Source organism: Bacillus swezeyi, from assembly GCF_001969815.1.
In the GTDB taxonomy this organism is placed as follows: Bacteria; Bacillota; Bacilli; order Bacillales; family Bacillaceae; genus Bacillus; species Bacillus swezeyi.
The window spans coordinates 86,998-100,800 of the sequence record NZ_MRBK01000030.1; the positions used below are offsets into that span (position 1 = coordinate 86,998).

General features: G+C 45.5%; 13 protein-coding genes. 4 read left to right on the forward strand and 9 right to left on the reverse strand.

All coding sequences use genetic code 11. From position 1 onward, the window contains the following. Positions 1-23: 23 nt before the first annotated feature. From pfkA to dnaE, 5 genes are all read right to left on the reverse strand, one after another. Entirely contained in the window at positions 24-983 is a 960-nt protein-coding gene (pfkA, locus tag BTA30_RS19685) for a 6-phosphofructokinase (RefSeq protein ID WP_076763267.1), read from the reverse strand. 240 nt (positions 984-1,223) lie between these two features. Further along, positions 1,224-2,201, reverse strand: a complete 978-nt coding sequence (gene accA, locus BTA30_RS19690; RefSeq protein WP_076763270.1) for an acetyl-CoA carboxylase carboxyl transferase subunit alpha — start codon at positions 2,199-2,201, stop codon at positions 1,224-1,226. Continuing rightward, complete coding sequence (gene accD / locus BTA30_RS19695; RefSeq protein ID WP_076763273.1) at positions 2,186-3,061, reverse strand: acetyl-CoA carboxylase, carboxyltransferase subunit beta; 876 nt, start codon at positions 3,059-3,061, stop codon at positions 2,186-2,188. Before accD ends, accA begins: the two co-directional genes overlap by 16 nt. Before the next feature lie 359 nt (positions 3,062-3,420). Continuing rightward, positions 3,421-4,656, reverse strand: coding sequence for an NADP-dependent malic enzyme (gene ystJ / locus BTA30_RS19700; RefSeq protein WP_076763276.1), 1,236 nt, complete (start codon positions 4,654-4,656; stop codon positions 3,421-3,423). Positions 4,657-4,798: 142 nt separating this feature from the next. After that, positions 4,799-8,143, reverse strand: coding sequence for a DNA polymerase III subunit alpha (dnaE, locus tag BTA30_RS19705; protein ID WP_076763278.1), 3,345 nt, complete (start codon positions 8,141-8,143; stop codon positions 4,799-4,801). Positions 8,144-8,280: 137 nt separating this feature from the next. Between dnaE and ytrH the strand changes: the two genes are divergently transcribed. From ytrH to BTA30_RS19720, 3 genes are all read left to right on the forward strand, one after another. After that, on the forward strand, positions 8,281-8,622 hold the full coding sequence (gene ytrH, locus BTA30_RS19710; protein ID WP_076763349.1) for a sporulation membrane protein YtrH: 342 nt from the start codon (positions 8,281-8,283) through the stop codon (positions 8,620-8,622). Next, positions 8,619-9,122, forward strand: coding sequence for a sporulation membrane protein YtrI (gene ytrI, locus BTA30_RS19715; RefSeq protein WP_076763281.1), 504 nt, complete (start codon positions 8,619-8,621; stop codon positions 9,120-9,122). The genes ytrH and ytrI overlap by 4 nt, the downstream gene beginning before the upstream one ends. A gap of 107 nt (positions 9,123-9,229) precedes the next feature. After that, positions 9,230-9,409, forward strand: a complete 180-nt coding sequence (locus BTA30_RS19720; RefSeq protein WP_076763284.1) for a YtzJ family protein — start codon at positions 9,230-9,232, stop codon at positions 9,407-9,409. A gap of 155 nt (positions 9,410-9,564) precedes the next feature. Here BTA30_RS19720 and BTA30_RS19725 read toward each other — a convergent pair whose 3' ends face one another. Further along, on the reverse strand, positions 9,565-10,509 hold the full coding sequence (locus BTA30_RS19725) for a DHH family phosphoesterase (RefSeq protein WP_076763287.1): 945 nt from the start codon (positions 10,507-10,509) through the stop codon (positions 9,565-9,567). Positions 10,510-10,654: 145 nt separating this feature from the next. Between BTA30_RS19725 and BTA30_RS19730 the strand changes: the two genes are divergently transcribed. Then, positions 10,655-10,957, forward strand: a complete 303-nt coding sequence (locus BTA30_RS19730) for a YtpI family protein (RefSeq protein WP_076763290.1) — start codon at positions 10,655-10,657, stop codon at positions 10,955-10,957. Between the two features lie 28 nt (positions 10,958-10,985). Here the strand turns inward: BTA30_RS19730 and BTA30_RS19735 are convergent, their stop codons facing one another. The 3 genes from BTA30_RS19735 to BTA30_RS19745 all read right to left on the reverse strand — a co-directional run bounded on the left by BTA30_RS19735 (position 10,986) and on the right by BTA30_RS19745 (position 13,797). Further along, the gene (locus BTA30_RS19735) at positions 10,986-12,308 is read right to left on the reverse strand and encodes a CBS domain-containing protein (RefSeq protein ID WP_076763292.1); all 1,323 of its coding nucleotides are present in this window, start codon (positions 12,306-12,308) and stop codon (positions 10,986-10,988) included. A 107-nt stretch (positions 12,309-12,415) separates the two neighbouring features. Continuing rightward, on the reverse strand, positions 12,416-12,979 hold the full coding sequence (locus BTA30_RS19740) for a PadR family transcriptional regulator (protein ID WP_076763295.1): 564 nt from the start codon (positions 12,977-12,979) through the stop codon (positions 12,416-12,418). A 131-nt stretch (positions 12,980-13,110) separates the two neighbouring features. Further along, positions 13,111-13,797 carry a metal-dependent hydrolase gene (locus BTA30_RS19745; protein ID WP_076763298.1) on the reverse strand — a complete coding sequence of 229 codons (687 nt, stop codon included), beginning with the start codon at positions 13,795-13,797 and terminating at the stop codon, positions 13,111-13,113. Between the last annotated feature and the right edge of the window lie 6 nt (positions 13,798-13,803).

Genomic DNA, 13,803 nt, shown 5'->3' on the forward strand with positions numbered 1-13,803 from the left:
TTGCTTCCTCCTCGGGTTATACACTAGATTGACAGTTCTTGGGACAGGCGGTACATGCTCTGATCAACGGTATGTTTGTGCTCAAGAATTTCAATAATATCATGATGAACAAGCTTGTTATTTTGAATACCTACGCAGCGCCCGCCTTTTCCTTCAAGAAGCAGTTCAACCGCAAAAGCTCCCAGACGGCTTGCCAATACGCGGTCAGCGGCCGTTGGCGAACCTCCGCGCTGAATGTGCCCAAGCACCGATACTCTAGTTTCGAGATTTGTGGCTTCTTCGATTCGTTTTCCGAATTCAACTCCGCTGCCGACACCTTCAGCCACAATGATGATGCTGTGTTTCTTGCCGCGCTCATGTCCTCTTTGCAGTCTGGCAAGAATTTCGTCCATGTCGTAATCGGCTTCAGGAATCAGAATGGATTCCGCTCCTCCAGCCAAACCTGACCATAGAGCGATATCCCCGGCATGACGGCCCATTACTTCTATCACATATGTACGTTCATGGGATGTAGCTGTGTCTCTGATTTTGTCGATTGCATCGATAACGGTGTTTAACGCCGTATCAAATCCGATCGTCAAATCTGTTCCAGGAATGTCATTGTCGATCGTTCCCGGCACGCCAACACAAGGAAAGCCGTGTTCTGTCAGCTTTTTGGCTCCCATGTAAGAACCGTCTCCGCCGATGACGACTAATCCTTCTATACCATATTTTTTTAAATTCTCAATTCCTTTTTCCCGTCCTTCTACTGTTTTAAACTCAGGACATCTTGCCGTATAAAGCTTCGTTCCTCCGCGATGAATGATATCCCCGACTGAACCGATTTCCAGCTTCTCTATTTTTCCGTTGATTAAACCTGAATATCCGTTATAAATTCCGTAAACTTCTACATTATGGTATATCGCTTTCCTGACAACCGCGCGAACAGCCGCGTTCATGCCCGGGGAATCCCCGCCACTCGTCAATACTCCGATACGTTTCATCTTTTTCACCTCGAAAACATATATAATTTACCTTAACACGTTCATTGTCGTAAAAACAATGAAAAGGGATGTAAAATTTTCCGAAGTCCCTTATAAAACCTTACTCATTATACAATTAAACAAAAAGTTTTTAAATAAATTTTAAACAAACTCTTTGAAAAATCGCGGTAAAAGACACAATCCTTTCACTTTCTCTTTGACCATAAAAAATAAACGTGAGCCAAAAGGCCTCACGTTTACTTATTTTATCCCAACATATTGGTTTTCAGTCGAAATTTTTCCAATTGATTTATATTTGTCATATCTTTGCTGGATCAGCTCGTTTTTGTCAAGTTTCATCAGGGACTTGAGCGCATCTTTCAGCACTTCGTCAATATATGCGGCCTGCTGTTTCACATCGCGGTGTGCTCCGCCTCTTACTTCTTTTATAACATGATCAATAATATCTAATTCTTTGAGATCTGGAGCAGTGATTTTCATTGTTTCAGCCGCTTTTTTTGCAAGTCCTGAATCCTTCCAGAGAATCGCTGCCGCTCCTTCGGGAGAAATCACCGAATAAGTTGAGTTTTCCAGCATAAATAAGCGGTTTGCAACACCGAGAGCAAGCGCTCCTCCGCTGCCTCCCTCTCCGATGACGATCGAGATGACGGGCACGGATAGTCCTGCCATTTCAAAAAGGTTTTTCGCAATGGCTTCACTTTGTCCTCTTTCTTCAGCCGCTTTTCCCGGATAAGCTCCTTTTGTATCAATAAAGCAAATAATCGGCCTGTTAAATTTGTCGGCCTGCTTCATCAGTCTCAGCGCTTTTCGGTACCCTTCTGGATGCGGCATCCCGAAATTGCGGCGGATGTTCTCCTTCGTATCCTTGCCGCGCTGGTGGCCGATGACGGTTACAGGAAGACCCTGAAATTTGGCGATTCCGCCGACAATCGCTTCATCATCACCGAAATAACGATCTCCGTGGCATTCGAAAAAATCGGTAAAGAGATGTTCTATATAATCAAGCGTTGTCGGACGATTTGGATGTCTTGCAATCTGGACTCTGTCCCATGCTTTCAGATTTGTATAAATATCTTCTTCAAGCCTTTCGAGACGCGCTTCAAGCTTTGTAATTTCAGAGCTTAAATCCATATCTGAATCCTGCGTGAATTTTTTCAGTTCGGCAATCTTATCACGCAATTCGATTATCGGCTTTTCAAATTCTAATTCTCCAGCCACTCGAGATCACCTCCAGTCTGATGCATATTCAAAATGTTGCTGAGCGTTTTTTTCATGTCAGCTCTGTTCACGACAGAGTCAAGCTGACCGTGTTTCAGCAAAAATTCCGCGGTCTGAAAATCCTCGGGCAGTTCTTCACGGATTGTTTGTTCGATAATTCTTCGGCCGGCAAAGCCGATCAGTGCGCCCGGCTCGGCGAGATTGTAATCTCCAAGGGACGCAAAGCTTGCGGACACTCCGCCAGTCGTCGGATGGGTCATGACCGAAATGATCAAGCCGTTTTCTTCACTGAACAGCTTTAATGCCGAACTTGTTTTAGCCATCTGCATCAGGCTCAGAAGGCCCTCCTGCATCCTCGCTCCTCCGGAGGCGGTAAAAATGATAAAAGGAATGTTTTCTTCCTTCGCTTTTTCAATCGCAAGCGTAATTTTTTCACCTACGACAGATCCCATGCTTCCCATTCTGAAGTTAGAGTCCATAACTGCAACAACCGCCGGAGAACCGTCGATTGTGCCTTTTCCGGTTACAACAGCCTCATTTAAAGACGTTTTCTCCCGGTCCTTTTCCAGCTTCTCCAGATATCCCGGGAATTCCAGCGGGTTTTCTGAAACCAGATCCTGATTAAATTCTTCAAAAGATTGATCATCCAGCAGGCTTTTTATACGCTGCTTCGCGTTCATTTGAAGATGATACCCGCAGTTCATGCAAACCCGTAAGTTTTTATCGAGCTCTTTTGTGAGCATGATTTTTTTGCAACCAGGGCATTTCGTCATGATCCCTTCCGGTACATCCTGCTTTGCTTTTTCCGCAGGAACGGAAGCGTATTTTTTTTTCTTTTTACTGAATATATCCTTTAACAAAAGATTACCTCCCTTTTCTGAAGGGTTTCTTCATATATGCCTGTCCTGCTCATAGACTAGAACATCACTATACCGAAACTATTGTACTTTTTTTGTCAAACCGTGTCATCCTCAATTCGACATTTTTTAATCGGCAAAGTCCGAATCAAGGTGACCGAGATCAGAGACTGGCAAATTGATATATAAGCCTTGAGAGCGGATACAAAAGTCCAGAAAAGCGAGTCGAAAAAAATTTTCCTCATGCCGTAGGATTCCCCTAAAAGCATCCCCAATAAGAGAAAAAACCGATCATCTCATTCGTGAAACAGCGCGTGACAACTCTTGAGTCAGAGCGGCCGCGCGCTGATAAAATGAGAAGTTTAATTTCCTTCGATAACCGCAAGTTTTCTTGTTTTTTCAGCGACTTCTTCAGGGTCTACGTCAATCCTTGCCACTCCTGTTTCCATAGCGGCTTTTGCAACAGCTTTTGCGACCGCAGGAGCGACTCTCGGATCAAATGGAGCCGGAATGACGTATTCAGGCTTCAGCTCTTCGTCGGAAACAAGTGAGGCGATTGCTTCAACGGCGGCGATTTTCATTTCTTCGTTAATGTGTGTCGCACGGACGTCGAGCGCACCGCGGAAAATGCCAGGGAAAGCAAGAACATTGTTCACTTGGTTAGGGAAATCTGAACGTCCTGTGCCAACGACGCTGGCGCCGGCTTTATGAGCTTCCGCAGGCATGATTTCCGGGTTAGGGTTGGCCATGGCGAAAATGATCGGCTGGTCTGCCATGCTTTCAACCATTTCTTTTGTCAGGGCCCCCTCAACGGAAACACCGATAAAGACATCCGCATCTTGAATCACGTCTTTTAGCGGGCCATCTATACGATTTTTGTTTGTGTACTTTGCGACCTCGTCTTTAACCGCGTTCATGCCGTTCGGGCGGCCTTCATAAATTGCGCCTTTTGTGTCGCACATAATGATGTCGCGCACGCCAAAATGATAAAGGAGCTTGATGATTGCAATTCCGGCTGCACCCGCACCGTTTGCCACCACTTTTACCGAAGACATCGATTTGCCTGACAGTTTGAGGGCATTGACAAGTCCGGCTACGGTTACGATCGCAGTACCGTGCTGATCATCATGGAAAACCGGGATTTTTGTTTCTTTTTTAAGGCGCTCTTCTATGACAAAGCAGTTTGGAGCCGCAATATCTTCGAGGTTGACACCGCCGAATGTCGGCTCAAGAAGCTTGACGGTTTCAACGATTTGATCAACATTTGAAGTGTTTAAACAAATCGGGAAGGCATCCACGCCCGCAAAGCTTTTGAAAAGAACCGCCTTTCCTTCCATGACAGGAAGGGCAGCCTCAGGGCCGATATTGCCGAGACCGAGCACAGCCGTTCCGTCTGATACGACTGCTACCATGTTTCCCTTCATTGTATAATCATATACTTTGCTGTTATCATCATAAATCGCTTTACACGGTTCAGCTACACCGGGAGAATACGCAAGGCTTAAATCATCTGCATTTCGCACCTGGACTTTTGATTTTGATTCTAATTTACCTTGGTTGACTTTGTGCATATGCAGTGCTTTTTCTTTCAATGACATGTTAACAAACACTCCTTCAAGGGAATTTTGCCTAAATTATTGCTGCGTTTTCCTGCTTAAGATGCTTGTAAGACGAGCAATTGAATCTTAAAAATGATAACACAATTCCCGATATTTTTAATCCCATATGCTCATGTAAATGTTAACGCAGCACGACATTTTTTTCCCCGACAACGCTTTTGAGCCTGTACAGTACTGCGTGGTCGGCCTTTATATTATAGGCGTCGGGAAGCTTCATCGTTTGTTTTTTCTTTTCATAATATATGCAGACAGGTGTCTCCCCTTTGTTCTCCAGCAAAAGGCTGCTGATTTTTTCAAGCATTTCTTGGGTATGCTGATTTTCTTCCACTTTGATATAGACGGAAGGCTGCTTCTTTGTATGAAGCGATTCAAGCAGGGAAGCCGCGGTGACGATCAGCTGACGCTTTTCGTTTCTTGTTTCAAGACGGCCTTCTGCAAAAATCGATGCCCCTTCTTTCAATATCGGTGAAAATTGTCTGAGCTGTTCGGGAAAAACGACCGCTTCCATTTCTCCGCTTTCATCGCTTAATTCCAGAAAAGCCATCGTCTGCCCCGCTTTTGTGCGGATCGTTTTCATTTTGGTCAAAAGCGCGCCGAGAGCGGCTTTTTTCTGACTGGAACCGAGCAGCTGAATGATCGGCAGAGCCCCCGCCTGATTTAACCCGGTGCGATGGACGGAGAGCGGATGGTTCGAAAAGTAAATGCCAAGCGTTTCTTTCTCGCGGGCGAGCAGATCGACGAGCGGCATTTCTTCCGTTTCTGCATATTTCGGCTTGATCGTCATGGCTTCATCAAGAAAGAATCCCAGCTGATCATGGTCTCCCGCAAACAATTCGGCATGCTCCAAAGCAATGTCAATCGAAGCAAGCAAAGTCGCGCGGTTTTCGCCGAATTCATCCATTGCCCCGGAAAAAATCAGCGCTTCTATCGTTTTCCGGTTAACGCTTTTCACAGAGGTTCGAACGCAAAAATCAAACAGATCAGCGAATGGCTTTTCCTTTCTCGCTCTGTAAATTTCTTTCACCGCGGAAATTCCGACGCCTTTCACAGCCCGCAAACTATAGCGGAGCGCTCCGTTTTCTACTGCAAACGGATAGCCGCTTTTGTTGACCGAAGGCCCCAAAATGTCCAGCCCTTTTCCTTTCGCTTCATAGATGTACTGAGCCAGCTTCTCCTCATTGCCGATCGCGCTCGTCAGCAGGCCGCACATGAAGTACAGGGGGAAATGGGCTTTTAAATAGGCAAGCTGGTAGCCGATCATGCTGTAGGCTACCGCATGGCTGCGGTTAAATCCGTAATTGGCAAATTTGACAATCAGATCATACACTTCATTGGCTGATTTTGCGGAATATCCTTTTTTCAGACACCCGTTAATAAAATGATTTCTCTCTGTATCGAGAATTTCCTTGTTTTTTTTGCCGACTGCTCTTCGCAAAAGGTCGGCTTCCCCCAATCTGAACCCCGCCATTTGCGAAGCGATCATCATAATCTGCTCCTGATAGACGATGACACCATACGTATCTTTTAAAATCTCAGCCAGATCTTCGTGCGGGTAATGCACTGGTGCCTGTCCATGCTTTCTCTCGATATACAGCGGAATATTTTCCATCGGTCCGGGGCGGTACAACGCATTGACGGCGACAATGTCTTCAAGGCTGGTCGGCTTCAGCTTTTTTAAAACATTTCTCATGCCGGCCGATTCCAGCTGGAAGATGCCTGTCGTATCTCCTTTTGACAACAGCTGAAACGTTTGATCATCTTCATAAGAAATCTCCGAGAAGTCAATCGTTATCCGTTCTTTCTTTTCAATCATCGACTTGATGGACTCAATGAGCGTCAAGTTGCGCAAACCGAGAAAGTCCATTTTCAAAAGCCCCAAATCTTCCAGATAGCCCATGGAATACTGCGTCAAATACACACCGTCATGGCCTTCCTGGATCGGTATAATATTCGTCAGGGGCTCTTCGCTTAAAACGACGCCTGCCGCATGAATTGATGTATGGCGCGGCAGTCCTTCGATTTTTTGGGCCGTTTTAAATATTTCCTGCAGCCTTTTTGATTCATTGAGGCGTTTTGCAAGCTCTGAAGAAAGCTCTCTGGCCTCCTTCAAGGTCACTCCCGGCTTCGAAGGGATCAGTTTTGCAAGCTGGTCGGCTTCCTTCGGGCTGATGCCCATCACCCGGCCGACATCCCTCAGCGCCGCTTTGGCGGCCAATGTGCCGAATGTAATAATCTGTGCGACGTGCAATGCACCGTATTTATCTTTGACGTACTGAATGACTTCGTCTCTTCTCACATCCGGAAAATCGATATCAATATCCGGCATGCTGATCCGTTCTGGATTTAGAAACCGTTCAAACAGAAGCTTGTGCTTGATCGGATCTACATCGGTAATAAACAGCGCATAGGCGACTAAAGAACCAGCGGCAGAACCGCGGCCCGGCCCGGTAATAATCCCGTTTTCGTGTGCGAATTTCATAAAATCCCAAACGATCAGAAAATAGTCGCTGAACGCCATGTCTTTAATAACAGAAAGCTCATATTCAAGCCGGCTCACATATTCGTGCGGAGGATCGGCAAACCGCTTGCTGAGACCGGCAAAGCAAAGTTCTGCTAAATAATCGTCCGCATTCCTTCCGGCCGGAGCGGGATATTTGGGCAGGCGCGTCTGGCCGAGGCTCAAATCGACGCAGCATTGCCCTGCGATCTTCACGGTATTTTCCAATGCGTCCGGATGGTCGCGGTATATGTCAAGCATTTCAGCCGGCGGTTTTAGATCCAGATTTTGATCCCCTTCAGCCTGCAGGTCTCCATCGTGCTTCTCCCCCGCCTTAATCGCCTTTAAGCAGGTATAGGCTGTCACATCCTCTTTATCGATATACCGCACATCGCCTGATGCGGCAACCGGAATTCCTGTTGTTGCGGACAGCTCAAGAATGCGTTTGGAAAGAAGCGGGTCCGCCTTGTACGGCTGATACGACAAATAGAAGCTGTCTTCTCCGAAGATTGATTTGTATCGGAGAGCGGCCTCTTGCGCCTCCTCAAGCAGCCCTTCTTTTAAAAGCGCTTCAACATAGCTTGTCTCACCTGTTGTCAGCGCAATGATATCTTCATGATAGCTTTTGAGCCATTTTTCTTTGATGCCTGTTTTTGATTTTGACTGCAAAACGCTGCTGATTTTCAGCAGGTTTTTGTATCCCTTGTTTGTTTTCGCCAAAAGAACGAGCGGATATGCAATCTGTTCTTTTTCATCAGTCAAAACGGCTGCGGTCAGTCCGATAATCGGCTTGATTCCGCGTTTTTTGCATGCTTTATAAAACTCTACCGCTCCGTACATGACCTCGTCATCCGTCAGCGCCAATGCGCTGTAACCCAGCTCTTCCGCCTTGGCCGTGAGATCCTCTACAGATGCGGCGCTGTTTAATAAACTGTAGCCGCTATGTACTTGCAGGTGAACAAAAGGCATTCTGTCACCCCTTCCTTTTTCGAGCCATCTCTTTTCATTATAAGATGTGAATCAATGAGAAACAAATGTTCTTTTTTTATCATCAATCATACTTGTCTTTCTTTGTCCATATCATGTTAGAAGGTGAGGTGATCGGAATGGACCCTGAACAGCCCTTTTTTCCAAACTTTATCAGCTGTTATTTTATTGCTCTGGGCGTTCTTCTCGGCGGTGCTTTAATCGGCGGAATCGGCGCTTATTTATCAGGCCAGCCGCCTTTGACGATTATTACAAGCCTTGCAAACCGCCTGAAAATCTGGGCGCTGGTTGCAGCAATCGGCGGTACGTTTGATGCGGTCTACAGCTTTGAGCGAGGCATCTTCGAAGGCAATACGAGAGACATCGTGAAGCAGCTTCTCCTGATTCTTTCGGCTATGGGAGGAGCGCAGACAGGGTTTCTGATCATCAATTGGCTGACACAGGAGCATATTTCCTCATGAGAATTCCCCCTTACTATAAAAAACCCGGGTGGCAGCGTTTTTTTGCGGGAATGATGTGCGGAGCCATCATCAGCTGGTTCGTTTTCCTGTTTACGTACGGAACCTTTCAGGAGGAACAGGTCGTGATGATTCGGGAGCAGAAGGAGCGCATCAAAGATTTAAATGATCAGATCACCATTTATCGGGAAGATCTCCACAAGCTGAATGAGGATAACAAAAGAAAGCTGCTGATACAAAGTGTGGATGTCAAGCTGATCAACGGCAAACAATATAAGCTGTCCCAGCCTGACATGATGAACTTTGAGGAGCACATCCGCGATAATATTTCCGATGTGATTACAAAGGATATTGAGAGCGTCTATCGAACAAAAGAGCTTTTAAAGCGGACGATTGAAAACAAAGTATATACGATAAACGATAAAACCTATAAAGCGAAGGTCGCTGAACTGACGATTTATACAAGGCTTTCCGTAGAAATTAAAATATCCTTTTCGGAATAAAAATATGGATTTTTTTTAACTATTTAAAGACATTCGTCGCTTTTTTCCATATTTTATTTTAAACTGACAGTAAGCGATACGAAAGCTAAAAAAGGGAGGAAAGCAGAATGTACATTTACAGTTACCATCAGCTGGCAAGAGATAAAGTCAACCGAATCAAGCTCGGTTTTTCAGCTTATGCGGAAACTGAAAGTCTCGCGTCCCTTATCAAAAAAGAATTGCAAGCTCAAAACATCCATGTCTATGAGGATGTGACAGATCTTGGATCCTGGTTTATCCCTGAATAAGCAAGAATACATGCGTCTGCGTTAAAAGGATGCTTACAAACATAGCCAGTTTAGCTTTTCGACGGGCGCGTTCAAGCGGGGATTCTTCATATCCCGCAGACACGAAATGCAAACACTTACAGTCAAACTGCACAAAAAGAGGGGGACTCCCCCTCTTATTTGCCTTTTTTACATATCCGCTCCAAATCGGCGATGACATGTTCGGCGTCTTTCCAGTCATAAATGGAAGCGCCGGCCGCGAGCGGATGGCCTCCGCCGTTGTATTTTTTCGCGACTTCATTGACAATCGGTCCTTTCGACCGAAGCCTTACCCTGATTTGATCGGTTTCCTCCACAAAAAACACCCATGCCTTAATGCCTGAAATATTGCCAATCGTGCTGACAAGCTGTGAAGCTTCAGACGGTGTAATATTGAACTGCTTCAAAATGTCCTGAGTGATGAAAACGGAGGCAACGCCGTTTTCGGACAGGGAGACATTTTGATAAATGTATCCGTTCAGCCTCACAACGTTTAATTTTGTCTCATATAATTGATCGAAAAGCTCCTGGGAAGAAAAAGGATATTCGATCAGCTCTCCGGCATATTTCAATGTCTTTTTTGTTGTATTCGGAAAGAGAAAGCGTCCGGTGTCGCCGACGATGCCCGCATAAATCAGTTCCGCTCCCTTTACAGGAAGCTTCCAGCCCGCCGCTTCTTTTCCGGCCAGATATAATTCATAAATCATTTCGCTCGTTGAGCTTGCACTTGTATCAACCCATAAAAGATCGCCATACTGATCCTCATTCGGATGATGGTCGATTTTGATCAGCTTGCTGCCTAAATGGTAGCGCGAATCGGAAATTCTCCCTTGATTGGCTGTATCGCAGACGATGACAAGTGCATTTTCGTACACAGCGTCTTCAATGACATCAGGGGTATATAAAAACGACAGGGATGGTTCAGGTGTTCCGACTGCAAAAATATTTTTTTCCGGATAGGTTGCCCTCAGGATTTCCGTAAGGCCGCATTGAGATCCATAAGCATCTGGATCCGGTCTCACATGTCTATGTATAATGATAGTGTCATATAATGATATGGTTCTGATCAATTCGTTTTTCATGCCGAGCCCCTTCTTTACTTGTTTTTAACCATTAAATCATAATCTGTTGATGGTGGAAAGTGAAAGTCATGACTTTTTATTGTAGAAAGCGGACCCGTTTATGTATACAATGGGTTTGTAAAACTTACAATGGAGGATGTCGATTATGCCGTTTTTTGTTTTTTTCATTGTGATTTCAGCGATTGCTTATGTGTACTACAAAGTTAAATATGTACGCACAAAAAGGGCCGTTGAAAAGGAATACTTGTCCGCCAAATCAAGTATGAGTTTAGGCCTTTTCATCATGTTTTTCGGCGTTAATCAGCTGGTGATACACCGGGGCGCTTTAACCGTCGTGATTGGTATCATTTTTATTTTGACCGGATTAGGAAGCATGTGGGCCGGATACAAAGCATATAAGCATTACGTCCCATTGCTTGCGAAAGAAAACGAAAGGGAAAACGCATAAGCAAAAAAGAGGGACATCACAGCGTCCCTTAGCTTCTTTCCATCAGCTGCACCATCATCATCGCTTTTCCGACAAGAGCACCTTGGTGAAAGACTTCGATATCCATTTTTCCGAATTTCCTTCCGGCTTCAAGAATATTCGGTTTAATTTCAATGACAGACTCCATTTGAACGGGCTTTAAAAAATAAATCGTCATGCTCTCTATAACAAGCTCTCCTTTTTTAAGCGAACGCAGAAAGCGGTTCGCCGCTTCGGTCAGTATCGTCGTAAAAACGCCGTAAGAAATCGTCCCCAAGTGGTTTGTCATTTGCGGTGTGACCTCATATTGATACACGGGAGAAGGCTTGTTCTTGTCATTTTCGGATTCCTTGAACCCGCCTGTCACGATATCATCAAGTTTTTCGCCGACCTGCGGCTGTTTTTGAATCATTTGAAGCGCTTTTAAAACATCCTGTCTGCTGATCATGCCGATCAGCTTCTGGCGCTCATCTACAACAGGAAGCACTTCGATTCCTTCCCAGACCATCATTTGCGCCGCTGAAGCTACAGATGTTTTGCCGACAACCGTAATCGGATTTTTCGTCATGACTTTTTCAATCAGCACCGAACGGCCATATCCCGCAACATCCTTTGAAGTTAAAATACCATGGATTTTCATCTGATCGTCAACGACAGGAAAACGGCCGTGGCCCGTTTCAAAGTTCTTTTCATACCATCTTTCCAGCTTTTCCTGCGGAGATAAGCAGACCGTTTTTTCAAGCGGGGTTAAAATATCTTCAACAAGCACGACTTCTTTTTTAATCAGCTGGTCATAAATCGCCCTGTTGATCATGGCTGCAACCGTAAACGTGTCATAGCTGGTGGAAATGACCGGTAGCTCCAGCCTGTCTGCAAGCTCAATAATCGAAGGTTCCGTGTCAAAACCGCCTGTTACCAAAACAGCGGCGCCCGCTTCAAGAGCCTGGCGATGCGCATCGATCCGGTTTCCGACAATCAGAAGGTTGCCGGCTCCGGTATATCTCATCATCGCATCAAGCTTCATCGCGCCGATGACGAATTTGTTGAGCGTTTTGTGAAGCCCTGCTTTACCGCCGAGAACGTGTCCGTCTATCACATTTACCACTTCAGCGTATGTCAGCTTTTCAATGTTTTCTTTTTTCTTTTGCTCGATCCGGATCGTGCCGACCCTTTCGATCGTGCTGACGAATCCTTTGTTCTCAGCTTCTTTAATCGCTCTGTAAGCTGTCCCTTCGCTTACTTTCATCTCTTTGGCTATCCGTCTGACAGAGATTTTTTCGCCGACGGACAGGGAATCAATATATTTTAAAATCTGTTCATGTTTTGTCGCCAATCGTTTCACCTTCATCCTCTGACTGCTTATTATGGTTTTATTATAAATGCTTGGGCGTTTTGACCGCAATCCGGCCTAACCATGTCACATCATAGAAAAGCCGGCTGTCATGCCGGAGGCTGATCATCCGCCAGCATCTCAAGCGCTGCTAAAAGCCAGGAACAGTAGCCATTTTCCCGCTCGAGCGCCCTTGTCAGCAACAAATAATGGCCAAAGTGCGGCGACCGAAACGAAATCGATTGACCCGCTTCCTCTTTCAGCTCTTCAAGCTTTTTTTTTAAAAAGGCGGCTTTCTCTTTTCTTTTGGAAAGCTGGTCGGCAAAAAGCGCTTTGGCTTCCTCAAGGTCCATCGCAGAAATAAAATAAGCTTTTAACATAAACTCATCTTTCACCGTGTCAGGCACAGGCTTAAATGCCGTAAGCCACTCATGGAGCTCGCGCTTTCCTTCAAGCGTGATGGAGTACATCTTCTTTTCCAATTTCGAGCCTTGTATGACCGTTTTGAATTCAATAAATCCTTCATCTGTAAGCTTTTTCAATTCGGGATAAATCTGGCTGTGCTTTGCGCTCCAAAACTGGCCAAGTTCGGCTTTAAAACGGCTTGTCATGTCATAGCCGCTCAGGCTTCCTTTATCCAGCAGCCCTAAAATCGCATATTTCAATACCCTCATAATCACCCTCCAAAGATGTATCCAACTTTTTCGCTGCTCGTATTATACCATGGTTGACATGTTTTGATTTACATATAACGATTTCGGCTGTAAAAAAGGGACCCGGAAGCGGGACCCTGGTGAACAAAAGCCTATTTAAATTCCAGCGATTCTCCGACCTCAAGCACTTTCCCGACGCCGCCCGGCAGACTGTCTGCAAAGGCGTGCGGGTCCTGTTCGATCACCGGGAACGTAGAGTAGTGAACAGGAACAACCTGTTTTGCCCTGAGCCACTCAGCAGCAAGTTTTGCATCTTCAGGGCCCATCGTAAAATTATCACCGATCGGCAAAAATGCGAGGTCAATATGATTCAGTTCGCCAATGAGCTTCATATCTGAGAAGAGTCCGGTGTCTCCTGCATGAAAAATCGTTTTTCCTTCAACGGTCAGCAGGATTCCAGCCGGCATTCCGGTATAGACGATTTTTTGGCTGTCTTCTTCCGTATAAGCGGAGCCATGAAAAGCCTGGGTTAATTTCACTTTCCCAAAATCGAATTGATGTGAGCCGCCAATGTGCATCGGATGTACGTTCAAACCTTTCCAGCCGAGATATACCGCGAGTTCGTTCGGAGCTACGACCAGCGCATCGTTTCGCTTGGCGATTTCCATTGTATCACCGACATGGTCGTTGTGGCCGTGCGTCAGCAGAATGACATCCGCTTTGACGTCTTCAGGCTTTAGATCTGTTAAAGAATTTCCTGTGATAAACGGATCGAAGATTAAACTGTGCTTTCCCGTATCAACTGTGATCACTGAATGGCCATGGTATGTCACTTTCATCATATC

What these genes read in the sequence shown, in the direction of transcription:
- pfkA (WP_076763267.1), bottom strand. Translation starts at nt 983, where the DNA reads ATGAAACGTATCGGAGTATTGACGAGTGGCGGGGATTCCCCGGGCATG.
- ystJ (WP_076763276.1), bottom strand. Translation starts at nt 4,656, where the DNA reads ATGTCATTGAAAGAAAAAGCACTGCATATGCACAAAGTCAACCAAGGT.
- dnaE (WP_076763278.1), bottom strand. Translation starts at nt 8,143, where the DNA reads ATGCCTTTTGTTCACCTGCAAGTACATAGCGGCTACAGTTTATTAAAC.
- ytrH (WP_076763349.1), top strand. Translation starts at nt 8,281, where the DNA reads ATGGACCCTGAACAGCCCTTTTTTCCAAACTTTATCAGCTGTTATTTT.
- ytrI (WP_076763281.1), top strand. Translation starts at nt 8,619, where the DNA reads ATGAGAATTCCCCCTTACTATAAAAAACCCGGGTGGCAGCGTTTTTTT.
- BTA30_RS19720 (WP_076763284.1), top strand. Translation starts at nt 9,230, where the DNA reads ATGTACATTTACAGTTACCATCAGCTGGCAAGAGATAAAGTCAACCGA.
- BTA30_RS19725 (WP_076763287.1), bottom strand. Translation starts at nt 10,509, where the DNA reads ATGAAAAACGAATTGATCAGAACCATATCATTATATGACACTATCATT.
- BTA30_RS19730 (WP_076763290.1), top strand. Translation starts at nt 10,655, where the DNA reads ATGCCGTTTTTTGTTTTTTTCATTGTGATTTCAGCGATTGCTTATGTG.
- BTA30_RS19740 (WP_076763295.1), bottom strand. Translation starts at nt 12,979, where the DNA reads ATGAGGGTATTGAAATATGCGATTTTAGGGCTGCTGGATAAAGGAAGC.
- BTA30_RS19745 (WP_076763298.1), bottom strand. Translation starts at nt 13,797, where the DNA reads ATGAAAGTGACATACCATGGCCATTCAGTGATCACAGTTGATACGGGA.